21 protein-coding genes are annotated in these 23,127 nt (G+C 66.6%); 5 read left to right on the top strand and 16 right to left on the bottom strand.

Features of this window, described 5'->3' with window-relative positions; genetic code table 11:
• Positions 1-32 precede the first annotated feature (32 nt).
• Positions 33-1,703, top strand: a complete 1,671-nt coding sequence (betA, locus tag OSH10_RS02535) for a choline dehydrogenase (RefSeq protein WP_266329941.1) — start codon at positions 33-35, stop codon at positions 1,701-1,703.
• A 109-nt stretch (positions 1,704-1,812) separates the two neighbouring features.
• Here betA and OSH10_RS02530 read toward each other — a convergent pair whose 3' ends face one another.
• The 12 genes from OSH10_RS02530 to OSH10_RS02475 form a co-directional block, all read right to left on the bottom strand.
• Positions 1,813-2,577, bottom strand: coding sequence for an adenine nucleotide alpha hydrolase family protein (locus OSH10_RS02530; RefSeq protein WP_266329940.1), 765 nt, complete (start codon positions 2,575-2,577; stop codon positions 1,813-1,815).
• The gene (locus tag OSH10_RS02525) at positions 2,570-3,697 is read right to left on the bottom strand and encodes an electron transfer flavoprotein subunit alpha/FixB family protein (RefSeq protein WP_266329939.1); all 1,128 of its coding nucleotides are present in this window, start codon (positions 3,695-3,697) and stop codon (positions 2,570-2,572) included. The genes OSH10_RS02530 and OSH10_RS02525 overlap by 8 nt, the downstream gene beginning before the upstream one ends.
• A gap of 1 nt (position 3,698) precedes the next feature.
• Positions 3,699-5,594, bottom strand: a complete 1,896-nt coding sequence (locus OSH10_RS02520) for a (Fe-S)-binding protein (RefSeq protein ID WP_407660649.1) — start codon at positions 5,592-5,594, stop codon at positions 3,699-3,701.
• On the bottom strand, positions 5,591-7,654 hold the full coding sequence (locus tag OSH10_RS02515) for an NADH:flavin oxidoreductase (protein ID WP_266330372.1): 2,064 nt from the start codon (positions 7,652-7,654) through the stop codon (positions 5,591-5,593). The genes OSH10_RS02520 and OSH10_RS02515 overlap by 4 nt, the downstream gene beginning before the upstream one ends.
• Entirely contained in the window at positions 7,654-8,178 is a 525-nt protein-coding gene (locus OSH10_RS02510; protein WP_266329937.1) for a DUF5943 domain-containing protein, read from the bottom strand. The genes OSH10_RS02515 and OSH10_RS02510 overlap by 1 nt, the downstream gene beginning before the upstream one ends.
• Complete coding sequence (locus OSH10_RS02505; protein ID WP_266329936.1) at positions 8,178-9,149, bottom strand: dipeptidase; 972 nt, start codon at positions 9,147-9,149, stop codon at positions 8,178-8,180. The genes OSH10_RS02510 and OSH10_RS02505 overlap by 1 nt, the downstream gene beginning before the upstream one ends.
• Before the next feature lie 32 nt (positions 9,150-9,181).
• Positions 9,182-10,300 (bottom strand): hybrid-cluster NAD(P)-dependent oxidoreductase, encoded by a 1,119-nt coding sequence (locus OSH10_RS02500; protein WP_266329935.1) that lies wholly within the window; start codon positions 10,298-10,300, stop codon positions 9,182-9,184.
• A gap of 2 nt (positions 10,301-10,302) precedes the next feature.
• Positions 10,303-11,562, bottom strand: coding sequence for an aromatic ring-hydroxylating oxygenase subunit alpha (locus OSH10_RS02495; protein WP_266329934.1), 1,260 nt, complete (start codon positions 11,560-11,562; stop codon positions 10,303-10,305).
• A gap of 106 nt (positions 11,563-11,668) precedes the next feature.
• Positions 11,669-12,232 (bottom strand): sarcosine oxidase subunit gamma, encoded by a 564-nt coding sequence (locus OSH10_RS02490; RefSeq protein ID WP_266329933.1) that lies wholly within the window; start codon positions 12,230-12,232, stop codon positions 11,669-11,671.
• Positions 12,225-15,212 (bottom strand): sarcosine oxidase subunit alpha family protein, encoded by a 2,988-nt coding sequence (locus OSH10_RS02485; protein WP_266329931.1) that lies wholly within the window; start codon positions 15,210-15,212, stop codon positions 12,225-12,227. Before OSH10_RS02485 ends, OSH10_RS02490 begins: the two co-directional genes overlap by 8 nt.
• Positions 15,212-15,496, bottom strand: coding sequence for a sarcosine oxidase subunit delta (locus OSH10_RS02480; protein WP_266329930.1), 285 nt, complete (start codon positions 15,494-15,496; stop codon positions 15,212-15,214). The genes OSH10_RS02485 and OSH10_RS02480 overlap by 1 nt, the downstream gene beginning before the upstream one ends.
• A 195-nt stretch (positions 15,497-15,691) precedes the next feature.
• Positions 15,692-16,945: a sarcosine oxidase subunit beta family protein gene (locus tag OSH10_RS02475; protein WP_266329929.1), complete on the bottom strand. Its 1,254-nt coding sequence runs from the start codon at positions 16,943-16,945 to the stop codon at positions 15,692-15,694.
• 211 nt (positions 16,946-17,156) lie between these two features.
• Here OSH10_RS02475 and OSH10_RS02470 point away from each other — a divergent pair, with 211 nt between their 5' ends.
• Together OSH10_RS02470 and OSH10_RS02465 are read left to right on the top strand one after the other, a co-directional pair.
• A complete protein-coding gene (locus OSH10_RS02470; RefSeq protein WP_323181542.1) occupies positions 17,157-18,185 on the top strand; it encodes a GlxA family transcriptional regulator in 1,029 nt (342 codons plus the stop codon).
• Between the two features lie 96 nt (positions 18,186-18,281).
• On the top strand, positions 18,282-18,947 hold the full coding sequence (locus OSH10_RS02465; protein ID WP_266329928.1) for a hypothetical protein: 666 nt from the start codon (positions 18,282-18,284) through the stop codon (positions 18,945-18,947).
• A gap of 60 nt (positions 18,948-19,007) precedes the next feature.
• Here OSH10_RS02465 and OSH10_RS02460 read toward each other — a convergent pair whose 3' ends face one another.
• A complete protein-coding gene (locus OSH10_RS02460) occupies positions 19,008-19,187 on the bottom strand; it encodes a hypothetical protein (RefSeq protein ID WP_266329927.1) in 180 nt (59 codons plus the stop codon).
• Between the two features lie 143 nt (positions 19,188-19,330).
• A complete protein-coding gene (locus OSH10_RS02455; protein ID WP_266329926.1) occupies positions 19,331-19,501 on the bottom strand; it encodes a hypothetical protein in 171 nt (56 codons plus the stop codon).
• Positions 19,502-19,749: 248 nt separating this feature from the next.
• Between OSH10_RS02455 and OSH10_RS02450 the strand changes: the two genes are divergently transcribed.
• The gene (locus OSH10_RS02450) at positions 19,750-19,932 is read left to right on the top strand and encodes a hypothetical protein (protein WP_266329925.1); all 183 of its coding nucleotides are present in this window, start codon (positions 19,750-19,752) and stop codon (positions 19,930-19,932) included.
• A 217-nt stretch (positions 19,933-20,149) separates the two neighbouring features.
• Here the strand turns inward: OSH10_RS02450 and OSH10_RS02445 are convergent, their stop codons facing one another.
• Entirely contained in the window at positions 20,150-21,235 is a 1,086-nt protein-coding gene (locus tag OSH10_RS02445) for a transporter substrate-binding domain-containing protein (protein WP_266329924.1), read from the bottom strand.
• A 118-nt stretch (positions 21,236-21,353) separates the two neighbouring features.
• On the opposite strand from OSH10_RS02445, the gene OSH10_RS02440 reads away from it, so the two are divergent.
• The gene (locus OSH10_RS02440) at positions 21,354-21,983 is read left to right on the top strand and encodes a hypothetical protein (RefSeq protein ID WP_266329923.1); all 630 of its coding nucleotides are present in this window, start codon (positions 21,354-21,356) and stop codon (positions 21,981-21,983) included.
• Positions 21,984-22,038: 55 nt separating this feature from the next.
• Here the strand turns inward: OSH10_RS02440 and OSH10_RS02435 are convergent, their stop codons facing one another.
• The gene (locus tag OSH10_RS02435; protein WP_266329922.1) at positions 22,039-23,106 is read right to left on the bottom strand and encodes a D-TA family PLP-dependent enzyme; all 1,068 of its coding nucleotides are present in this window, start codon (positions 23,104-23,106) and stop codon (positions 22,039-22,041) included.
• Positions 23,107-23,127: the final 21 nt, after the last annotated feature.

Genomic DNA, 23,127 nt, shown 5'->3' with positions numbered 1-23,127 from the left:
CACTTCGCTCGAAAACGCTTCAGGAGGATGCCGTGCCGAACGGGAACGCCGAAAGCTTCGACTATATCGTCGTCGGCTCGGGTTCCGCCGGTTCGGTTGTGGCCAACCGGCTGACCGAGGATGGCCGCCATACCGTCCTCGTGCTCGAATATGGCGGCTCCGATCGGTCAATGCTGATCCAGATGCCGGCGGCGCTGTCGATCCCGATGAACATGGCGCGCTACAGCTGGCGCTATGAGACGGAGCCCGAGGCTCATCTCGACGGGCGCCGGCTGCACTGCCCGCGCGGCAAGGTGCTGGGCGGATCGTCCTCGATCAACGGCCTCGTCTATGTGCGCGGCAATCCGCTCGATTTCGAACGCTGGAAGGAGGAGGGCGCCGTCGGCTGGGGCTATCGCGACGTGTTGCCCTATTTCCGCCGGGCCGAGGCGCGGGAGGAGGGCGGCGACGACTGGCGCGGCCAGGATGGGCCGCTCGCCACCCGCTATGGCTCGCTGGAGAACCCGCTCTACAGGACCTTCATCCAGGCGGCGGCCGAGGCCGGCTATCCCACCACCGACGACATCAATGGCGCGCAGCAGGAAGGCTTTGGCCGGATGGACATGACGGTGAAAGATGGCGTGCGCTGGTCGACGGCGAACGCCTTTCTGAAGCCGGCCATGGCCCGTGCCAATCTCGAGGTCCGAACCCATGCGCTCGCGACGGCGATCCTGTTCGAGGGGCGTCGCGCGGTCGGCATCCGCTATGAGCAGGGCGGCGTTTCCCGGGAGGTCCGCGCCCGGCGCGAGGTGATCCTCTCGGGCGGGCCGATCAACTCGCCGCAGCTTCTGAAGCTCTCGGGCATTGGTCCCGCCGGTGAACTGCAGTCGCTGGACATTCCGGTGGTCGCGGACCGGCCGGGTGTCGGCGAGAATCTGCAGGACCATCTGGAGTTCTATTTCCAGATGGCCTGCACGCAGCCGATCACGCTCTATGCGTGGTCCGGGCTGGTCGGCAAGGGCATGGTCGGGGCGCAGTGGCTGACCACGGGTACCGGCCTCGGCGCCAGCAACCACTTCGAAAGCTGCGGCTTCATCCGCTCGCGCCCGGGCATCCGCTATCCCGACATCCAGTACCATTTCCTGCCGATGGCCGTGACCTATGACGGCAGCGGGCTTGCCTCAGAGCATGGCTTCCAGGCGCATGTCGGGCCGATGCGCTCGAAGAGCCGTGGCCATGTCCAGCTCGCCTCGCGCGATCCGCATGTCCATCCAACCATCCGCTTCAACTATATGAGCCATGACGACGATTGGACCGAGATGCGCGCCTGCGTGCGGCTGACGCGCGAGATCTTCGCCCAGCCGGCCTTCGCGCCCTATCGCGGGCGGGAGATCCAGCCGGGCGCGGATGTGGTCAGCGACGAAGCCATCGACGCCTTCATCCGCGCCAAGGTCGAAAGCGCCTATCACCCCTCCTGCAGCTGCAAGATGGGGGCGGCGAGTGATCGCATGGCGGTGGTCGATCCGGAAACGCGGGTGATCGGCGTCGAGGGGCTGCGCGTCGTCGACAGCTCGATCATGCCGTCGGTGACGACCGGCAATCTCAACGCGCCGACGATCATGATCGGCGAGAAGGCGGCAGACCATATCCTCGGCCGGCCGATGCTGGTTGCTGCCCAGGCGCGCTACCACGTCGCCGCGAACTGGCGGACGGCGCAAAGGTGAGGCGCGCCTAGAGCGTTTTCGAGCGAGGTGGGTACCGGTTCGCGTGAAGAAAACGCGACCCCACAAGGAGTTAGAGCCTTTCTCCGCTTCAGGGAAACGGTGAAAGGCTCTAGAACTCGATCAGTCGGTGGCTGCGCAGATAGGCGAGGATCGCCTGCGCCTTTTCGGCCGGGGTGCCGTCGGTGACGAGGGTGCCGCCCTTGCTCTCGCTGGTGATGGCCGCCGCCATGCGGGCATGGCCGGATTTCTTCTCCCCCGCCTTGAGCACGACCGGCTTCCTGGCCGGTTCGGTGCGCCATGCCGTCGATGCGGATTCGGTCAAGGCGGGTGCCGGTAAGGCCACGGATTGGCCCGAGACGCGGCGCAGATGGCTGTAGCGCGGCGCGAGCGGCGCCATCGGATGCACGGCGATGATCGCGGGAAGGCCAACCGTCACGCGGCGGCGCTGGCCCTTCGGCAGGAATTGCGTGATCTCGGCCTGGCCCTCGGCCACGGCGAGATCCAGCGCCTGCGCCACGATCGGCAGCCCGAGGCGCTTGGCCAGCGCATAGGGCAGCATGCCGCTGGCCTCGCCGCCTTCCGTCCGGCTGCCGGTCAGGATCAGGTGGAAGCCCTGCAAGCGCGCGGCAAGCGCCGGTACGATGTCCTGCCCGCCCGGCAGAGGAATGGTCTCGAGCGGTGCGGCGCTATAGGCGAGGTAATCGGCCAGCGCGGGCTCGTTCGGGTCGCCGGCATGGAGGATCGTGACCTCGCCGCCGGCCTTGCGCGCCAGTTCCAGCGCCAGCAGATCGTTGCGGTTCGGCCGCGCCGCGCCGCTCACCGGGTTGCGGCCGATCGAGACGAGGACGGCGATGCGGAGCTGCCAGCTATCCATCGGCCCGCGCCTCATCGAGGGCATCGCCCGGCCAGTTGCGCCTGGCGGTCTCGCTCACAAGCGCCTGCATGACCGCCTGCGCGTCCGCGACGATGGTCAGATCGGCGCGGCGGGCAATCGGGGCGCTGGCATCGCTGTTGATGGCGATGACATGCCGACAGGCGCGGATTCCTTGCAGATGCTGCACGGCGCCGGAAATGCCGATTGCCATATAGACGCTGGCCTGGACGGTCTTGCCGGTGGCGCCGACCTGCTTGTCCCTGGGGAAGCGGCCATCTTCGACGGCGACGCGGCTGGCGCCAATCGCGGCGCCAAACAGGTCCGCCACCGCTTCGAGCGTCGGGACGTCGCGAACGCCGTTGCCGGCCGCGACGATGAAATCGGCCTCTTCGAGCGGCAGCGCTGCCCCCGCGACCGGCTTGAGGCCGAGATCGCGATAGAGGCCCGGTGCCACCGCATGGGCGGCGTAGTCGAGCCGCTCGCCGGCGCCGCGAAACGGCAAGGCAGCATCGATCGCGCCGGGATCGAGCAGGATGAACCGCGGCAGGCCGCGCCGCGCCAGCAGGGTGCCGCCTTGCCGGTAGCAGGCAACGGAATCTGGCTTCAGTTCGACGACATGGGTTGCAATCTCGGCGTCCAGCGCCGCCGCGACGCGTCGGCCGAGATCGCCGGTGCCCGTCGGGCTGTCCGGCATCAGGACATGGCGCGGCTGGAAGCGATCGATGACGTCGGACAGAACCGACACCTCCAGATCCGGCAGAAAGGCGCCATTGCCGCATTCCGGCACGACGAGGATCCGGTCCGCGCCAAAGGGGCCGAGTTCCTCCGCCAGATCGCCCAGAACCAGCACCAGTACGGCGGTCGCGGGATCGGCCAGGATCGCGGCGGCGGCGATCGCCTCGCGGGCCGGCGCATCGAGGGCGCCGCGATCGCTATGCGCCACGACCAGCAGGGTCGCCGTCGCCTCGCCGACGAGGCGCAGCGGCTTGGAAGCTGCTCTCGCCACGGGCGACAGCGTGATGTCGCCGGCGTCGCCTTCCTCTCCCAACACGATCCGGCGGATACCCTCGCGCGTGATCCGGAAGGGGCGTCGCGGGTTGATGCGCCGGATGCCGCTCATCTCAGGCTTCCAACGACGCGGCGACGAGTTCAGCGATATCGAGGATTTCCGGCCGCTCTCCGACGACGCCTTCCAGCATCGCCGTGCAATTGGGGCAGGCGACGGCGATGATGGCAGCGCCCGTTTCGCGCGCATCGTCGACGCGGATATCGGGTATCCGCCTCTTGCCGGGTATATCCGTCAGCGGCGCGCCGCCGCCACCGCCACAGCAGCGGCCGCGCAGGCCGGAGCGCTCCATCTCGCGCACGGCCACGCCCATGCCGGCGAGCAAGGCGCGCGGTGCGTCGATCTCGCCATTGTAGCGGCCGAGATAGCAGGGGTCGTGATAGGTGATCGGCCGTGTATCGTCGCGAGCGCCGAGCGTCAGCGCGCCGCTACGTGTTAGTTCCGCCAGCAGGGTCGTGTGATGCAGCACGGCGTAGCGCCCGCCCAGCGCCGGATATTCGTTGCGCAGGCTGTTCAGCACATGCGGGTCGGCCGTGACGATCCGCTTGAAATCGAGCCCGTCCAGGGTCGCGATATTGGCCTTCGCCAGGGTCTGGAACGTGGCCTCGTCGCCGAGCCGGCGGGCCGTGTCGCCCGTATCGCGTTCCAGCGTGCCGAGCAGGGCGAAATCGACCTTGGCCGCCTTCAGCGATTTGACCAGCGCGCGCAGCGTGCGCTGATAGCGCATGTCGAAGACGCCTTCGCCGGCGACGAGAAGAATGTCGATCGCCTCGCCGGGCTGCGCCTGTCGCACATCGAGATCGACCGCCCAGTGGGCCCGCGCCGCATGGGGAAAGCCGCCGACCGTGCCGGTCTCGCGCAGATTGGCGAGCGTCTCCGGACCCTTGCCGGGAATGTCGCCATGCGCCAGCGTTTCGAAGCGGCGCAGATCGACGATGGCGTCGACATGCTCGATCAGCATCGGGCACTCCTGCACGCAGGCGCGGCAGGTCGTGCAAGACCAGAGCGTTTCCGGCGCCACCAGACCCGGCAGGATGGCCGCGTTCGGCGCGCCAAAATGCTTGCCGATCGGGAGCCCCGGCGAGCGACTGCCGGCATAGGCCGCATCGCTGCCGCCTGCCATGCCGACGACGAGATCCTGGATCAGCTTCTTCGGGTTGAGCGGCTGGCCGGCGGCGAAGGCAGGGCAGGCGGCCTCGCACTTGCCGCACTGCACGCAGGCGTCGAAGGAAAGCAACTGGTTCCAGTGGAAATCGGCCGGCTTCTCGACGCCGAAATCGCCCTCCTGGAGGTCCAGAAGCTTGAGGCCCGTGGAGGGATGGGTGAAGCGCTCGGGGCGGGGATGGAACCCCAGATGTAGCAGGCCGGCGACGGCATGCTTCATCGGCCCGCCTGTGCCGATACCGAGCGCCAGTTCGGCCGTGCCGGCGAGAAGAAGGAGCAGGATGAGCGCCGCGAAGCCCGCAACCAGGCCGGAAACCGGCAGGCTCATGCCGCTGATGACGCCGAGCAGGACAAGCCCGAGCGCGAAGGCGGCGAGGCTGTAGGGCATGCGACTCCAGGCGCCCCGGGATAGCCGCGCCGGAGGATTGCGGCGACGGAGCCAGACGAAGGCGCTGCCCGAAAGCATGATGAGGGCGGCGATCGCGATCCCCCAATCGAGGCCGGGCGAATAGAGCAGCAGGCCGTAATTGATGCCGACCAGCCCCAGCGCGGCGATGGCGCCGCCCGCGACGGCCATGTGCGTTCGGGCGATATAGGGATCGCGCGCCACGACATGATGCAGGTCGACGAAATAGCGCTTCGGGATGGCGAGCAGGCCGAGCCAGTTCATGCGGGCCTTCCGGCCCTTCCGCCACAGCCGGGCCCGCCGCCACAGGCCGACGATGAGGACCAGTACGGCAAGCCAGAACAGGATCGTGACCGCGCCGGCGAGCGGAAACACCGTCAAAAGTCCTTGCAGAGGCGCAGCGCATCGTAGATCGCGCCATGGATGTTGTGCTGGGAGATGCAGTCCCCGACCCGGTAGAGCAGATAGCGGTCGCCGGAGAGGTCTTCGGCAAGCGCGGGCTGCGGCTCGGCCGCGAACAGCCGGGCGACATCGACCTGGCCGCGATTGAGCGAGCCTTCCTTCAACGCCCAATAGAGCGCGTCATTCGGCAGGATACCGTTCTCGATGACGACCTGATCGACGGCACGCTCCTCCAGCGCCTCTGTATATTCGTTGCGCAGCACGGCGATCTTCTTGTCGCCTTCTGCATAGACGCGGTCGAGCCAGTGGTTCGGCGTCATCACGACATCCATCGCATAGAGGCGGCGATAGAAGATCGGGAAGGTCGTGCCGCCGACATCGTCGGCGATCTTCACGTCCGGCGTCACGATCTCGACCGTGCCGCCGCGGGTGGCCAGATAGTCGGCGACGCCCGCGCCGGCATGGGTGCTGACGGCGTCGTAGACGAGGACGTTCCTGGCCGGCTCGACGCGGCCGGAAAGTATGTCCCACGAGCTGACCGCCAATCCGTCCGCGACGCCCCAGCCCGCGACATCGCCGCTATGGCTCGCCCCGCCGGTGGCGAGCACGACAATGTCCGGCTGCTCGCCCAGGATCATCGCGGCGGTCGCCTCCGTGCCCATGCGCCGGTCGACGCCGAGGCGTTTCGTCTCCATGTCGAACCAGCGGACGATGCCGGCCATCTGCTCACGCTGCGGCGCCCTGGCGGCGAGATTTATCTGGCCACCGACCGCCTCGCTCTTCTCGAACAGCACGACCGCATGGCCCCGGGCGCGGGCGACGCGGGCCGCCTCCAGCCCGCCCGGCCCGCCGCCCACCACCACCACCTTGCGGATCGGGCCGGTCGAGCGGGCGATGACATGCGGCATGGTCGCTTCGCGCGAGGTCGCGGCGTTCGAGATGCAGAGCACGTCATGGCCATTATACTGCCTGTCGATGCAGTAATTCGCGCCGACGCATTGCTTGATCTCGTCCTCGCGACCGTCGCGAATCTTCTCGACCATATGCGGATCGGCGATCTGCGCCCGCGTCATACCGACCAGATCGACCATGCCGCCGGCGAGGATTCGCTCGGCCTGTCCGGCGTCGCGGATGCTCTGCGCATGCATCACCGGAATCGTGACCACGGATTTGATGCCGGCGGCGAGATGCACGAAGGGTTCCGGCGGCAGCGCCATGGGCGGCATGCAGTTTGCCAGCGTGTTGTGCGTATCCGCGCCGGAGCCGATGACGCTCAGATAATCGATCAGCTGCGTCTCGCTCATCGCCTGCGCGATCTGCTTCAGTGTCTCGTGGTCGAGCCCGTCCTCGTGGAACTCGTCGCCGCACATGCGCAGGCCCACGCAGAAATCCGCACCGACCGCTTCACGAACCGCCGTCAGCACCTCGATGCCGAAGCGCATCCGGTTTTCGAGGCTGCCGCCGAATTCGTCGCTGCGGTGATTGGTGCGCGGGCTCCAGAACTGGTCGATCAGGTGCTGGTGCGCCGCCGAGATCTCGATGCCGTCGAGACCGGCGGCCTGGACGCGCTTCGCAGCTCTGGCGAAATCGCCGACGATGCGGCGGATTTCCTCGATTTCGATGATCTTGGCATTGCCGCGATGCACCGGTTCGCGGATGCCGGAAGGCGTCATCAGATGCGGCCAGTGCTCGCAATGATAGGAGGAGCGGCGCCCCATATGGGTCGCCTGGATCATGATCTTCGCGCCATGCCGGTGCATCGTCTCGGCCAGCCGGGCGAGCGGATCGATGACGGCATCGGTGGAGAGATTGACCGATTTCCACCAGCCCTGCGGACTGTCGATCGAGACCGGGCTGGAGCCGCCGCAGATCGCCAGGCCGAGGCCTCCCCTGGCCTTTTCCTCGTAATAGCGGATGTAGCGATCGCCCGGCAGGCCGCCCGGTTCGGCATAGACCTCGGCATGCGCTGTCGAGACGACGCGGTTGCGGATCGTGACCTGGTTGAGCGTGATCGGCGAGAGCAGATGCGGGTAGCGCATCAGGCGGCCATCGGCGTGATGCGGAAGGTGCAATGCGCATGGCCCTCGGCGGCGCATTGGGTCTCGCGACTGACCGTCCGGTAGTCGCGGCCCTCGCTTTGGCCTACCCAGTCCATCGCGCCGGCGAACCAGCCTTCGAACATGTAGCAGAGCCGGCCCCTGACGCCCGGCTGCTGCAGCACGAAGGAGGAATGCCAGAGCGCGATCTCGGCCTCGCCGGCGTCGACATCGGCGGAGAGGAAGGCGAACTGGCCCCAGCCGCGCTGCGACAGGCGCTTCAGATAGTGCTCGAACACCGCGAGACCCGCGAGGCCATGCGTCTTCGCCTCGTTGTCGCACCAGAAGAACGCCGATTTGTAGCCGGCCGGATAGAGGATCTCGGCATAGCGCTCGCGGCCAAGCGCGGCTTCGACCGCGAGGTGGTTGTTGGTGAAGAAGTGGCGCGGCACATAGAGCATCGGCAGGCCGTCTGTGCTCCAGACGCCGGTCTCCTCGTCGACCTCGATCGGCAAAAGCGGCTGCATCATGCGCCCCAGACGGTTCGGAAGGTCCGCAGCCAGTTGCCGCCGATGATCTTCTCGATCCGGGACGCGCTCCAGTCGGCCTTTTCCATCGCCGTTGTCAGGTTCGGCCATTCGCCGATGGTGCGGATGCCTTCCGGGTTCAGCACGGTGCCGAAATCGGTCAGGCGACGGTGGCGGCCCTTGTCGTGCGTGATCCAGTCGAAGAAGGCGCGGTCATAGCCTTGCGTGAAATCCGTGCCGACGCCGACATTGTCCTCGCCGACGATGTTGGCGACGTAGTCGATCGCCTCGACATAATCGTCGACCGTCGCCTCGGTGCCTCGCTTCAGGAAGGGCGGGAACATGGTGACGCCGACGAAGCCGCCATGATCGGCGATGAATTTCAGCTGCTCGTCGCTCTTGTTGCGCGGATGCGCCTTCAGCCCCGAGGGCAGGCAGTGCGAATAGGTGACGGGCTTCTTCGACTCGAGGATCGTCTCTTCCGACGTCTTGGCGCCGACATGCGAGAGGTCGATCAAGATGCCCACGCGGTTCATCTCGGCGACGACTTCGCGGCCATAGCCGGAGAGGCCGCCATCGCGCTCGTAGCAGCCGGTGCCGATCAGGTTTTGCGTGTTGTAGCAAAGCTGTACGACGCGCACGCCCTGGTCGGCGAAGGCCTCGACATAGCCGAGATTGTCCTCGAAGGCGGCGGCGTTCTGGAAGCCGAGAATGATGCCGGTCTTGCCGTCCTCCTTCGCCCTTACAATGTCGTCGGCTGAGCGGATCAGCGTCAGGATATCGGCATTGTCGCGGATCTCCCGCTTCATGATGGCGATGTTGTCGACGGTCGCCTGGAACCCTTCCCAGACCGAGACGGTGCAATTCGCGGCCGAAATCCCGCCTTTTCGCATGTCTTCGAAAACGGAGCGGTCCCATTTCGAGATGATCAACCCGTCGATGACGAGGCTCTTGTCGTGCAGCGCGCTCATGGATCCCCCGGATTCCGGCTCCCTCATCTCTCTCATCGCTCGACCACCAGGTCGCTGGTCGGCCTGGCGCAGCAGAGCAGCGTCATGCCGGCGTCGATTTCGCGCTGGCGGATGCCGCCCTGGTGCTTCAACTCGACCGTGCCGGAGACGAGCTTCGACTTGCAGGTGCCGCACAGGCCCTTGGTGCAGGAGGAGGGCAGGCGGACACCGGCGCGGCGGGCGGCTTCGAGCACCGGAACGCCTTCCGGACAGTCGATGATGCGGCGGGTCTTCGAAAACTCGACGCGATAGACTTTTCTGACCGGCATGGCGGCCTCGGCTTCGAGCACGGCCTCCTGCTCGGCGCCGGAAAGTTTCGCGAAATCAAAGCTTTCCTCGTGATGACGGGTCATTTCGAAGCCGGCCTCGGCGAGCATGGCGCGGACTGCTGCCATGAAGGGCGCCGGGCCGCAGACGAAGATCTCGCGTGTTAACCAGTCGTTAGCCATGAGGTGCAGCATGGGTAACGTCAGCCGGCCGCGATAGCCGCCCCAGGCTTCGCTGCCGCTGTCGCCCTCGCAGACCGCGGCGAAGCGGAAGCTTTTCGACTGCCGCGCCATCGTCTCCAGTTCGCTGCGGAAGATGATGTCGGCGGGCGAGCGGGCGGCGTGGACGAAGACGATGTCACGCGGCTCGGCGAGGTCGTGGAAGGTGCGCGCCATCGACATCAGGGGGGTGATGCCGCTGCCGCCGGACAGGAACAGGTATGTCTCCGCCGGATGGTTCAGGCAGCTGAACTCGCCCATCGGGCCGATCGCCTTGACGGTCGCGCCGGGCTTCAGATGATCGTGCAGCCAGTTCGAGACCGGGCCGCCGGGCACGCGCTTGACGGTGATCGAGATGAGGTGGGGGCGGGTCGGTGCCGAGGCGATTGTGTAGCAGCGATGGATTGCCTCGCCGTCGATGTCGAACTCGAAGGTCAGGAACTGGCCGGGCCGATAGGCGAAGCGATGCGGCAGGCGGGGCGCGAGCAGGAACGTCTTGACGTCATGCGTCTCATCGCGGACGGCGCGGCAGACGAGGATGTCGTCGCTTTCGCCGGTCCAGACCGGGCCGCCCTCCAGAAGGCGGGCGACCGGGTCCTGCAGCAGGGCGCCATTGCCATCCGCCATCGTCACCGCCCGAGATGCGCGGCCATGCGGCCGACATACCAGCGACAGAATTTCTCGACGAGGAATTCGGTGTGCGGCGAGTAGGGGCCGGGCTCGTAGGCGGGGCTGCGCGCGCCCTGTTGGGCATAGCCGACCAGGGCGCTGTCCTGCGCGTTGGTGGCGCTCCAAACCTCGGTCAGGTTGGCGAGATCGTAATCGACGCCCTCGACCGCATCCTTGTGCACCAGCCATTTCGTGCGCACCCGCGTCGTGCCGGCATCGATCGGCATCACGCAGAAGGTGACGATGTGGTCGCTCATGAAATGGTGCCAAGAGTTCGGCTGCGTCCAGAACGACAGCGCGCCGTGATTGGCGCGGGTGAACTGGCCGAGCAGCTTGCGGCTGGCGCGTTTCGTGTCGAGCGTATGCGCCTCGCCGGTTCCGTCGAGCGGCAGCCGCTCGGTGCGGAAGCCGGTGATGCGGCTGTCGAGCCGCTCGATCTCGCGCGAGGGCAGGCCGCTTCCCTCCCAGTCGGCGTGGCTGTCACGCACTAGGCAGGCATAGCGCTCGGCCTGGGCGCGGTCCTGCTCGTCCATCTCGTCCGGCGCGAAGCCGAAGCCATAGGCGAAGAGCGGCACGGTCAGTTCGGGATGATTGCCGGCACAGTGGTAGCACTCGCGATTGTTCTCCATCGCGAGCTTCCAGTTGCCCTGCTCGATGATGTCGCTCTCGAAGGCGATCTTGGTGTTGGCGATGTCGTGCGGGGCGATATAGGGGGCCATTTCGCGCGCCATCTCGTCGAAATCCTCCGGCGGCTCGTCGGCGAGGCAGAGGAAGATCAGCCCTTGCAGCGAGCGGACATGCACGCGCTTCAGGCCGTGGCAGGTCCGGTCGAAATCGGCGCCCATATGCTCGGCATGGATCAGCGCGCCGGACAGGTCGTAGGTCCAGGCGTGGTAGCGGCAGACGATGTTGCCGACCGTGGTCTTCTCGTCATGCAGGATGCGCGCGCCGCGATGGCGGCAGACATTGTGGAACGCCTGGATCCCCATGTCGTCGTCGCGCACGACGATGACCGAATAGCGGCCGATATCGACCGTCATCGCGTCGCCGGGCTCCGGCACATCCGGCTCGACGCCGACATAGATCCAGTGGCGGCCGAAGATCAGCTCCATGTCGGCGGCGAAGATTTCGGGGCTGACATAGAAGGGCGCATCGAGGCTGTGCCCTGGCCGGCGATTGCGGATCAGCGCCTTCAGCGGTGTTTGGGGACTGTCGAGCATCGGCTCAGCTTTCGTGAAGGCGGACCCTGGGTCCCGCTCATTCTGCTACCCGTCCTGCCGTCCCATGCGTGCCGGAACGACATCTTCTCGCCGGAAGGCGACACGCTCAACCGCCATCAAAGTCCCGCGCCGCTTCCTGCAGGAAGCCGTGCACATAGGGGGCGAAGGAGCGCCAGCATTCGACCCGGTAGGTCGGCGCGTCATCCTCGTGGATCAGCACGATTTCCGCCTTGCCGAGCAGGGTGCGGGTGGCCGAGCCGGCCGGCAAGGCATCCGTAGACAGGTCAAGCGGGCAGCCGGCATTCAGCATGTCGGCTGCCTGCGCGCCGCGCACGGAAAGGCCGACATTGCGGTGGCTGATATCGACCAGCGCATGGAAACGCTCGCCAAGCGCTGACGCGATCTCGGCCTCGATCGCCTCGGTCTCGCCGTCCTCAGCAATCAGCAGCCATTCGTTCGGGCCGAGGCGTGCCGCAAGACGCGGGCCGAGGCTGGCGCGGTTGATCGGCAGGTCGAGCTGGAAACCGGCGACACTGCCGATCTCTGTCGCCGTTTCCGGGCGCATCCGCAGCGCAAAGCGCGTGGCCGGCGGCATGGGGGCGATAGCCGGGGTCGCGGCGTCGGGGTCGAGCGCCGCGGCGCGGGCGGCCTCTTTTGCTATCTCAAGCATGGACGCGCTTCCCTTCGGCGTCGAAGAAGGATGGTGCGGTGACCGTCGCCTTGGTGAAACTGCTCGGCGTTGTCACGAAGACCTCGCTGCCGATGCGCGCGCGGCCGCTCTCGACCAGCGCCAGCGCGATCGAGCGGTCGCAGGCCGGGCTCCAGTAGCTCGAGGTTACATGGCCGAGCGCATGGATCGGGATCGGCTGGTCGCGGTCGGCGACGATCTGCGCGCCCTCGTCGAGAAGGAGGGTCGGGTCGTCGGCCAGGATGCCGACCAGTTGCTTGCGGCCGGGCGCGACCAGGTCCGGCCGTGCCAGCGAGCGCTTGCCGACGAAATCCGGCTTGGTCCTGGCGATCATGCCGCCAAGGCCGAGATCGTCCGGCGTGACGGTTCCGTCGGTTTCCTGCCCGATGATGACGAAGCCGCGCTCGGCGCGCAGCACATGCATCGCTTCGGTGCCATAGGGCGTCAGCCCGAACGCGGCGCCGCGCGCAAAGATCGCTTCCCAGATGGCGCGGCCATAATCGGCGGGCACGTTGATCTCGAAGCCGAGTTCGCCGGTGAACGAGACGCGGAACAGCCTTGTCGGCACGCCGCAGATGAAGCCGGTCCGCACCGCCATATGCGGGAACGCGTCGTTGGCGAGATCGATGCCGGTGACCAGTGGTGCGATCAGGTCGCGCGCCTTCGGGCCCTGCACGGCGATGACGGCGAACTGCTCGGTGGTCGAGGTCAGGAAGACTTCCAACTCCGGCCATTCGGTCTGGAGGTAATCCTCCATATGGGCGAGCACGCGCGGCGCGCCGCCGGTGGTGGTGGTGACATGGAAGCGATCGGGCGCCAGCCGCGCGACGACGCCGTCGTCGAGGATGTAGCCGTCCTCCTTCAGCATCAGCCCGTAGCGGCAACGGCCAGGTTCGAGCTTCAGCCAGCCATTGACGTAGATGCGGTTCATGAACTCGGCCGCATCGGGGCCGACGACCTCGATCTTGCCCAGCGTGCTGGCGTCGAAGATGCCGACATGCTCGCGCACAGCCGCGCATTCGCGCGCCACCGCCTCGCGCATGTCCTCGTCGCCGCGTGGAAAATACCAGGCGCGCTTCCAGAGCCCGACATCCTCGAACCGCGCGCCCTGTTCCTCGGCCCAGCCATGGATCGGCGTCTTGCGCGCAGGGTCGAACAGCGCATCGCGCGACGGGCCGATTAGCGTGCCGAAGGTGACGGGCGTGTAGGGCGGGCGGAAGGTGGTGGTGCCGACCGTCGGCAGGGGCTTGTCCAGGATGCCGGCCACGAGGCCGAGCGCGTTCATGTTCGAACTCTTGCCCTGGTCCGTCGCCATGCCTGTCGTGGTGTAACGCTTGACATGCTCGACGGATTCGAAGCCCTCGCGGACGGCGAGGTGGATATCTTTCGCGGTCACGTCGTTCTGGAAATCGATGAAGGCCTTGATGCGAGCGGGATCCGCATCGGTGGGCAGCGCGCGAACCGGCAAGAAGCCGGTCGGCGTTGGCGTGGCCGCGAAGGTGCGGGTGGCGCTGTCGCCCGCGGCGGCGCTGCCGGCGGCAAAGCCTTCGGCAAGGATCTCGCTGAGATCGTAGCGGCCGTTGGCAGCGCCGGCCGAGCGGGTTGCCTGGACCGGTTGATCCGGGACGAAGGCATCGAGCGCCGGGTCGAAGCGCAGCTTGCCGCGCGATTGCGAGAACAGATGCACCGAGGGTGTCCAGCCGCCCGACATGCCGACGCAATCGGCGGCAAGGATTTTCCGCGCGCCGATCTTGCCTTCCGGGGACACCGGCGCGACGGCGAGGCCGGTGACGCGCCTGGTGCCGGTCGCGGCCAGGACGGTGTGGCCGGTCAAGGCCGTTACGCCCTTTGCTCGCAGCGCGGCCAGTTCCGGCCCGCAATCACCCTCGGGCCGGATATCGACCAGCGTCACGTCGAGCCCGGCATCGGCCGCGTCGAGCGCCGCCGCATAGGCCGAGGCGCCATTGGTGACGAAGACGATCCTGCGGCCGGGGGCAACGGCATAGCGGTTGATGAAGGCGCGCACGCTTTCCGCCAGCAGGATGCCCGGGCGGTCATTGTCCGCGAAGACCAGCGGCCGCTCATGCGCGCCGGTCGCCAGCACCACCTCGGCGGCGCGGATCTGCCAAAGCCTTTCGCGCGGCATGTGAGCGGGGGCGTCGGCGAGATGGTCGGTGATGCGTTCGGCAAGCGCGATGTGGTTGTGGTTGTAATAGCCAAAGGCGGTGGTGCGCGGCAGCAGCGTGACGTTGCCTCGCGCCCGCAATTCGGCGAGCGCTTCCGCCACCCAATCCTGCGCCGGCTTGCCGTCGATCATCGAGGTCCGGTCGTGCAGCAGCGTGCCGCCCATCTCCGCCTGCTCGTCGGCGAGGAAGATGCGCTTGCCCGTCTCCGAGGCGGCGAGCGCCGCGGCGAGGCCTGCCGGGCCGGCGCCGACCACCAGCACGTCGCAATGGGCGTGGCGGTTGGCGTAGCGGTCGGCATCCGGCTCGGTCGGCGCCCGGCCGAGACCGGCGGCGGCCCGGATCTTCGGTTCGTAGACGCTGTCCCAGAACCTGCGCGGCCACATGAAGGTCTTGTAGTAGAAGCCGGCGACGAAGACGGGCGACAGCACGTCGTTGATCGCGCCGACGTCGAAGTCGAGCGACGGCCAATGGTTCTGCGAGTGGGTGACGAGACCTTCGCGGGCTTCCGCCACCGTGGCGCGGTTGTTCGGGTCGATCTTGCCGGGGCCGCGATCGACCGAAAGCAGCGCGTTCGGCTCGTCCGAGCCATGGCTGAGAAAGCCGCGCGGCCGGTGATATTTGAACGAGCGGCCGACGAAATGGATGTCATGCGCGATCAGCAGCGAGGCGACGGTATCGCCGGCAAAACCGGCCAGCGTCCTGCCATTGAAGGCGATCGAGACCGACTTCGACCGGTCGACGCGGCCACCCCGGGGCAGGCGGTTGCGGCCGGCCATCAGGAGCTCCCTCCGCCAGACGGCTTTTCGCCCATCCTGTAGCTCTCCAGGATGCGGTCGCTCACCGTGTCGCGCAGCGCATTGAACCAGCGCTGGCAGCCATGCGCATGGTTCCAGCGCTCGGCCATCAGGCCCTTCGGATTGGTCCGGTAGAACAGGAATTCGGCCCAGGCCTGATCGTCAACTGCCTGAGGATCGCGGGGGCGGGCGATATGGGCCTCGCCGCCGCCGCGAAATTCGATCTCCGGCCGGTCGCCGCAATAGGGGCAGGGGATGAGCAGCATCTTCGGGCCCCTCTTGAGGGTGGGAACTGACGCTTCACCTCTCCCGGAGGGAGAGGTCGGCTCGAAGAGCCGGGTGAGGGTTTAGGGAACCATCCGGTAAGGCCGTAAACCCTCACCCGCCGGCCTATGGCCGTCGACCTCTCCCTCAGGGAGAGGTGAAGAATGGCGCTGGTCTTTCAAGGTTTGCATCCTGCTCTAGTGTGCTACGGCGGCGGCGGCCGCTTCGTCGATCAGCCGTCCGGTGCGGAAGCGATCGAGGGTGAAGGGGGCGTTGATCGGGTGCGGTTCGCCCTTGGCGATGGTCCAGGCGAAGACGTTGCCGGAGCCGGGCGTCGCCTTGAAGCCGCCCGTGCCCCAGCCGCAATTGACGTAGAGGCCGGGGATCGGCGTCTTGCCGATGATCGGCGAGCGATCCGGCGTCACGTCGACGATGCCGCCCCAGCTCCGCAGCATCCGCATCCGCGAGAATTGCGGGAACAGCTCGCAGATCGCGTCCAGCGTATGGATCGGAACGTGCAGCCCGCCCTGCTGGCTGTAGGAGATGTACTGGTCGGTGCCGGCGCCGATCACCAGTTCGCCCTTATCGGATTGCGAGATGTAGGCGTGCACGGCGTTCGACATCACCACGCAGGGAAAGACCGGCTTCACCGGCTCGGAAACCAGCGCCTGCAGCGGGAAGCTTTCGAGCGGCATGCGCAGCCCGGCGCGCGCCATCACCACGCTGGTATGGCCCGCGGCGACGACGCCGACGCGCTTTGTGGCGATGAAGCCCTTCGAGGTCTCGACGCCGGCGATCGCGCCGGCAGCGTCTCTGCGGAAGCCGGTGACCTCGCAATTCTGGATGATGTCGACGCCCATCGCATCGGCGCCGCGCGCATAGCCCCAGGCGACCGCGTCATGCCGCGCCACGCCGCCGCGCCGCTGCAGGGCCGCGCCGACGATCGGATAGCGCAGGGTGGGCGAGATGTTGAGCGGCGGGCAGAATTCCTTGGCCTCGTCCGGCGTCAGCCATTCATTGTCGATGCCGGCCAGCCGGTTGGCATAGACATGGCGCTTGAAGCTCTGCACGTCGTGGCTGTTATGCGCCAGCATCAGCACGCCGCGCTGCGAATACATGACGTTGTAGTTGAGCTCCTGCGACAGCCCGGCCCAGAGCTTCATCGCATGCTCGTAGATCCCCTCGCTCTCCTCATAGAGATAGTTGGAGCGGATGATCGTCGTGTTGCGGCCGGTATTGCCGCCGCCGAGCCAGCCCTTCTCGATCACCGCGATATTGGTGAGGCCGTGTTCTTTCGCGAGGTAATAGGCGGTGGCGAGGCCATGGCCGCCGCCGCCGACAATGACCGCGTCATAGGCCGCCTTCGGCTCGGGCGCGCGCCATTGCCGCTCCCAGCCCTGGTGGGCGTTGAAGGCTTCCGAGATCAGCGATTTGAGCGAGAAACGGCGCATGGGGAACCCCGATTACCAACCGAGCTTGGCGCGAAGCCAGCGGCCGATCTGGTGCGACAGCGACGCGAATTTGAGGTTTTGCGACGGCGCGCCACCTTCCTTTGAGCTGGTCCGATTCCAGAGTGTATTGACGCCGTTCCCGAGGGCGCGGATCATCGATTTCGGATCCGTCAAGACGTGAGAGCATCAGGCAGCCGGCAGGGAAATCGCCATGCAGAAGCCGGTCGGGAGATCGACGATGCCCGTGTCGCTGATGCCGGTCGCCGAGCCCCCGCGCATCTATGGCTTCATGCTGGTGCCGCAGTTCTCGATGATCGCCTTCACCTCGGCGATCGAGCCGCTGCGGCTGGCCAACCGCGCCGCCGGGCGGGCGCTGTATGAATGGCGGCTCTATTCGCCCGATGGCCTAGTGATCGAGGCTTCGAACGGCGTCGCCGTCGCGGTCGATGGCGCCTATGCGGAAGCGGGCGGGCTCGTGGCGGCGATCGTTTGCGCCGGGCTGGATGTCCAGACCCACAATCGTCGCGAGCTGATGGCGGCGCTGCGCCGGCTGGCCTCGTTCGGCGTCGGTATCGGCGCGGTCTGCACCGGGACCTATGTGCTCGCCAAGGCCGGCCTGCTGGAGGGGTATGCGGCGACGATCCACTGGGAGAATTTCTCCAGCCTGGCCTCGGAGTTTCCTGATCTCGACCTGAGCCAGGAGCTGTTCGAGATCGACCGCAGCCGCTTCACCTGCGCCGGCGGGACGGCGGCGGTCGACATGATGCTGTCGCTGATCGCCGGCCATCACGGCGCCGACATCGCCGCCGAGGTCACCGACCAGCTCATCCATCACCGTGTCCGCGATGCGGCCGAGCGGCAGCGCATGGACCTGCGCGTCCGGCTCGGCGTCGCCCATCCAAGGCTGCTCGCCGTGGTGGCGCTGATGGAGCAGGCGATCGAGCGGCCGCTCACCTGCCAGGAACTGGCGGCCAAGGCCGGGTGCTCGACGCGGCAGCTGGAGCGGCTGTTTCACAAATATCTAGGCCGCTCGCCGACCCGGCACTATCTGACGATCCGGCTGGAGCGCTCGCGCGAGTTGCTGCGCCAGACCAGCCGGCCGATCCTCGCCATCGCCGTCGAATGCGGCTTCGTCTCGGCCTCGCATTTCTCGAAAAGCTATGTCGAGCATTTCGGCCGCACGCCGCGCGCCGAGCGCAACGCCCTGCGCGCCAGCGTCCCCGCGCGGGCCGCCGGCTAGTCTTTCGCGCTCTCGTCGGGCCCACCACGCCACCTATATCGGAACGGGTGGCGCATCCGTGCGTTGCGGACGATACGGGCATGAGAGGAGATCGACATGAGATACGCATCCCTGGCGCTGGCTGCATCGATCGCGACCCTGGCGCTTGCGGTCCCCGCCAAGGCGCAGGACGCCAGCCGCATGACCTTCTTCGTCACGAGCGCCGGCTCGGTCCAAGGCGCGGATCTCGGCGGGCTCGACGGGGCCGACACGATCTGCCAGACGCTTGCCACCAAGGTCGGCGCCGGCAAGCGCGCCTGGCATGCCTATCTCTCGACGCAGGAATCCGATGGCGCGCCGGCGGTGAATGCGCGCGACCGCATCGGAAAGGGCCCCTGGCAGAACGCCAGGGGTGTCGTCATCGCCAAGGACGTCGCAGAGCTGCACAGCGACGGCAACAATCTGAACAAGCAGACCGCGCTGACCGAAACCGGGGCGACGGTGAACGGCCGTGGCGATACGCCGAACCGGCACGACATCCTCACCGGCAGCCAGCCGGATGGCACCGCCTTTCCGCCCGGCGAGGACAAGACATGCGGCAACTGGACGAAGGGCGGCGTGGATGGCGCGGCCATGCTCGGCCATCACGACCGGGTCGGCCTCAACGACAGCGCGCCGATGAAATCCTGGAACTCGTCGCATCTGTCGCGGGGCGGGTGCAACCAGGCGGCCTTGCAGAGCACAGGCGGCGCCGGACTGCTCTATTGCTTCGCCACCAACTAGGCGGGATGCCGAGAAGGCGGGCTCTTCACACGCGGGAAAGCCCGCAGCCTGCGGAGGCGATCAGTCCGCTTCGGCCTGCGGGGCCGAGGGGCTTCCGGGCGACAGGATCGATGGCTCGGTCAAGTTGTTGAAAAGCAAGGCGTCGGCGGCCTGTCGCAGGGACTTCTGGACGGCGGGATCGTCAGCTTGGGCGGCGAGTTCCAGGCATTCCATCGCCTGCTTTTCGCGATCGGAGATCATTGGCGTTCCTCCTCTGGGGCAGGCGGGAGCGCAAGTCTCTCTCAGCCACTGGCAGCCGAGGCCTCCATGCCAGTGGTGCTACAAGTATGGCGTTCAAAGCGATGAAAGTACAGACGGCATCGACCCGATCGTAAGGGATCGTATCAATGACGGGTGCCGGAATGGTTGAGGATCTGAACCTGTTCGATCTTGGGAATGAGCTCGCTGTCGTAGATCTGGCGCTGATCTTCGTCGAGTGCCGTGACGCCGCTCTCGATCACCATCTTGATGATGCGGTGCGCGTTGGAGCGTCGGCCGATCTGACCCTCGTCCACCAGGCGATCCAAGGCTGCTGTGAGAAAAATTCGTCGCGACATATTCCGACCACCCTGTCGAGAAGAACCAGAATAAAGAATCTGCCTCCTTCGAGATTCGGTCAAGCGGTGGTATGGAACCGTCTTGGGCCATTCTCCCTCATCCACAACAAGTTGGGCGATTGCGTCGCATCGACTGCTGACGGATTTTCGTGTCGATGCCTCCCGCAAAACAGTCATATGTCGGTCGGAACGAAGGATACTTATTGATGAACAAGAAGCTTGTGGCACTGCGGGCTCGTCTGGTCGAAGCGCAGCAGAAGCTGATCACCCAGGCGGTCGATGCCGGCGGCCTGCCGACCGATGGCGCCCTGCGCAAGATTTCGGATCTCGAGAACGCGATCATGGCCGTCGAGCACATGATGGAAGAGACCGGACACACCAAGGGCTGAGCGGAGCGCCGTTTTGGCGCGCGAAGCGGGCGGCGGCGTCGCGGTCGCGGCCGGAACCGCCCTCTGTATTCGATGCCCTCCTCGAGGTGCGGCTGTCCCCCGGCGCGCCGTTTCTCGGGTTTCTGGCTTCAGCCGGTCCGGTGGGGGCGGGGGCGCTTCGCCGCCGCCCGGATCGACCGGCTTCCCGCCGGGCGCATGCCGCCCTCCGACGTTTCTCTCAGCGCTCGCCCAGATAGCTGAACAGCGTCTGCTTCCACCAATCGCTGTGGACGTTGTCGAGCAGGGTGACGTCGATGTTCTTGCGCAACGGGCTGCCGAGCGGCAGGCCAATGCCGTAGTTCTGCGGGTCGAAGACGATGTCCAGCACCTGAATCGATGACGAATATTGCTGCAGGACAATCCAAGCCAGCAGCGGCTTGTCATAGACGAAGGCGTCGATCTCGCCGGCCTTCAGCGCCTTGAGGCCGTCCTCGGCGGAGGCGTAGCCTCTATATTTGATGCGCTGGTTGTTGAGATAATCGACGCTGGAACTATCGGAAATGGCGCCGACCCGGACCGACGCCAGGTCGTTCACATTGGTGACGATGCCTTGCAGGGCGCTGGTGGTCAGCGCGGAGGTCACGCCGGCCGTGAACACGGCGATCGCGATGATCGAGACGGCCATCCAGAGAATGGCGAGCGACCGTCCCGCCAGGGTGATCGGCGTGTGGACGCCCGTGCTGGCCTGCGTCATTGCCTCGGCCGACCACCAGATCGACGCCCCGATGCCACGCGCCCCTCCGAAATGCTCGTTGCGGCGCCTCTCGAAGACCCAGATCAGGAAACCGACCAGCAGCGCCAGGCCGATCAAGGCGCCGACGGCCTGCAGGAAGCCGAGCGACATCATGGAGCGCAGGATCACCGTCCAGCGCGACCCCTCGGTCAGCGAGACGGCGATGCCGAGGCCCGTGCGATAGAAGGGTTGGCTGAAATCGAGGATCTCGGCGCGCGGGCCGGTGATCGTCAGCGCCGCGACGGCGGCGTCATATTTGCCGGAAGCCGTGCCCTCGATCAGCGCTTCCACGGTCCGCTCCTCGACGAGGCGGTATTTGAGGCCGAGCTTTTCGGCAATGCGCTGCCAGAGGTCGATGCTGATGCCGGTCCAGACCCCATCGGCGCCCTTGATCGCGAAAGGCGCGGCCTGCTTGGTGCCGATGACGAGTTCGCCGCCCACGCCCGGTGGCGGGGCTTCCTGCGCTGATGCACCCACGATCCCCAGCGTCAGCCAGAGGCCTGTCAGTAGTGCGAAGAAGACTCTGAGCATTGCCGGTCACCATGTTCTGGATCGGCACGTAAGCGCACTGTCGATCTCCCGACCGGTTCTAGCGAAAGCGGTCAGGATATCCAGTGCCTATGTAGCGGCTGGCCCCTTGCAGGGCCGTATGGATCCCTTCGTCTTGCGCCCGGCCGGAGCCGCACCGGAGATCGTTGCATCCTGCGACGGTCCAAAGATGTGGAATACGGGAAGCGCCATCGGCACGCGGATTGGTCTCGGCCTTTCCGCCAGGGCTGCAAAACCCTGTCGCAAGGGCCGCCCAACGGGTCGTCCTGGTCGTTTCGGGCTCGCTCATCAGAAAGCGATGCGGCATTATTATATTCAACGATTCGAGGAATATGTCCGTAACCTTGAACGCTACCGGAGAAGGTCAGTGCTGTTTCCCCGATTTCGCTCCAAGGAACGCGATGTTCGCAGCGACGTCGAGCGTCTAACCTTGGTGCAGAACTCCATTCTCAAGGTCATCGGCGAGGTCGAGCAGGAACTGGCGGGCCTGACGGCCCGGATCGAGGATGCCCGCGCCCGCGCGGCATTTCTCTATGGCGACATGATCGAAGGCGAGTCCGACGACAATGCCCGCGACGTGGCCATTCTGGCGGATGCGGAGCGGATCCTCGTTCGCGGCGATCGCCGGATCGAGGAGATCCACCACAATCTCTCTTTCCTGATCGACCTGCGCAACCGCATGTCGGCCGAAACCGCGCGGTTGCAGGCCTACGTCGCCGAGGGCGAGTAGCGGCGTCCGTGTCCTGCCCCGGCCGTGGCCGGGGCGTCGCCAGGTCATTTCCGGTTCAGTCGACCCGGCCGCGCGCCGCGACGGCGATGGTTTCGACGACGTGGTCGCCCGATACCAGATTGACGTGATCGAACAGGTTCGAGACGGGGCAGGCGTGGTTGGGCAGGATGCGCAGGCGCTCGCCGATCTCCGGCTTCTCCGCCGAGGCCGAGAAGTCGATATTGCCATGTTCCTCGCTGAGGCCGTAGATCACCGCGTCGGGATAGCCGAGCACCATGCCGTAGCCGTTCTGGCCCAGCAGGTCGCTGGTCAGCGCCTTGGAGCCGGCGTCGATGATGGCGCGATCTTCGGTCGGGCGGCTGACGACGGTGACGAGCACGTTGAGCGCGCAATCCTCGACGGTCGCCACGCCGCGCGAAACCAGCGAGCGATCGTAATAGATGTAGGTGCCCGGGCGGTATTCGGTGGCGATCGTCGTCTCATGGGCGCGCCAGATGTCGGGCGTGCCGCCGGTCGATATCGTCCTGGCGGGCAGGCCGGCGGCGGCCAGCTTCTCCGCGGCCTCTTCCAGCCATTTGCGCGCGCCCGCGGCGTCGCCGGCCGGCGGATAGGTCATGAGCCCGCCGAAGACGAGGCCCCGCTTGCTGGCGATCAGGCGGGCGAGGGCGACCGCATCATCGGGCGTCTGCACGCCGCAGCGGCCGGCGCCGGTGTCGCACTCGACCAGCACGGAGAGCGGCGCGTCAGGGCTGTCGGCGAAGGTCTCGGCATAGCCTTCGACCACGAAGGCGCTGTCGGCGGTGACGGCGAGCGTCACGCGGTCGGCCAGTTGCTTCAGACGGTAGAGCTTTTCCGGCGCCAGGATGTTGTAGGGCAGGAAGATATCCTCGATGCCCGCGTCGGCCATGACCTCGGCCTCGCCGAGCTTCTGGCAGGTGATGCCGATGGCGCCGAGTTCGAGCTGGCGCTTGGCGAAGAAGGGCAGCTTGTGGGTCTTGATGTGCGGCCGCAGGCGGACGCCGTGTTCATCGGCGAAATCCTGCGCCTTCTGGAGATTGGCGTCAGCCCGGTCGAGATCGACCAGGACGCAGGGGGTCTGGAGCGTATCGATATGTCTCGGCATGATGTCCTCGCCATGTCGCCG

This window comes from Kaistia defluvii (genome assembly GCF_026343955.1).
In the GTDB taxonomy this organism is placed as follows: domain Bacteria; phylum Pseudomonadota; class Alphaproteobacteria; order Rhizobiales; family Kaistiaceae; genus Kaistia; species Kaistia defluvii.
Note: the sequence above shows the minus strand (reverse complement) of the source record. Positions and strands in the feature narration are given on the sequence as shown.

What these genes read in the sequence shown, in the direction of transcription:
- OSH10_RS02480 (WP_266329930.1), bottom strand. Translation starts at nt 15,496, where the DNA reads ATGCTGCTCATCCCCTGCCCCTATTGCGGCGACCGGCCGGAGATCGAA.
- OSH10_RS02510 (WP_266329937.1), bottom strand. Translation starts at nt 8,178, where the DNA reads ATGCAGCCGCTTTTGCCGATCGAGGTCGACGAGGAGACCGGCGTCTGG.
- OSH10_RS02440 (WP_266329923.1), top strand. Translation starts at nt 21,354, where the DNA reads ATGGATCCCTTCGTCTTGCGCCCGGCCGGAGCCGCACCGGAGATCGTT.
- OSH10_RS02445 (WP_266329924.1), bottom strand. Translation starts at nt 21,235, where the DNA reads ATGCTCAGAGTCTTCTTCGCACTACTGACAGGCCTCTGGCTGACGCTG.
- OSH10_RS02490 (WP_266329933.1), bottom strand. Translation starts at nt 12,232, where the DNA reads ATGCTTGAGATAGCAAAAGAGGCCGCCCGCGCCGCGGCGCTCGACCCC.
- OSH10_RS02435 (WP_266329922.1), bottom strand. Translation starts at nt 23,106, where the DNA reads ATGCCGAGACATATCGATACGCTCCAGACCCCCTGCGTCCTGGTCGAT.
- OSH10_RS02485 (WP_266329931.1), bottom strand. Translation starts at nt 15,212, where the DNA reads ATGGCCGGCCGCAACCGCCTGCCCCGGGGTGGCCGCGTCGACCGGTCG.
- OSH10_RS02525 (WP_266329939.1), bottom strand. Translation starts at nt 3,697, where the DNA reads ATGAGCGGCATCCGGCGCATCAACCCGCGACGCCCCTTCCGGATCACG.
- OSH10_RS02475 (WP_266329929.1), bottom strand. Translation starts at nt 16,945, where the DNA reads ATGCGCCGTTTCTCGCTCAAATCGCTGATCTCGGAAGCCTTCAACGCC.
- OSH10_RS02505 (WP_266329936.1), bottom strand. Translation starts at nt 9,149, where the DNA reads ATGAGCGCGCTGCACGACAAGAGCCTCGTCATCGACGGGTTGATCATC.
- OSH10_RS02515 (WP_266330372.1), bottom strand. Translation starts at nt 7,654, where the DNA reads ATGCGCTACCCGCATCTGCTCTCGCCGATCACGCTCAACCAGGTCACG.
- OSH10_RS02465 (WP_266329928.1), top strand. Translation starts at nt 18,282, where the DNA reads ATGAGATACGCATCCCTGGCGCTGGCTGCATCGATCGCGACCCTGGCG.
- OSH10_RS02495 (WP_266329934.1), bottom strand. Translation starts at nt 11,562, where the DNA reads ATGCTCGACAGTCCCCAAACACCGCTGAAGGCGCTGATCCGCAATCGC.
- OSH10_RS02530 (WP_266329940.1), bottom strand. Translation starts at nt 2,577, where the DNA reads ATGGATAGCTGGCAGCTCCGCATCGCCGTCCTCGTCTCGATCGGCCGC.
- OSH10_RS02500 (WP_266329935.1), bottom strand. Translation starts at nt 10,300, where the DNA reads ATGGCGGATGGCAATGGCGCCCTGCTGCAGGACCCGGTCGCCCGCCTT.
- OSH10_RS02450 (WP_266329925.1), top strand. Translation starts at nt 19,750, where the DNA reads ATGAACAAGAAGCTTGTGGCACTGCGGGCTCGTCTGGTCGAAGCGCAG.
- OSH10_RS02460 (WP_266329927.1), bottom strand. Translation starts at nt 19,187, where the DNA reads ATGATCTCCGATCGCGAAAAGCAGGCGATGGAATGCCTGGAACTCGCC.
- OSH10_RS02470 (WP_323181542.1), top strand. Translation starts at nt 17,157, where the DNA reads ATGCAGAAGCCGGTCGGGAGATCGACGATGCCCGTGTCGCTGATGCCG.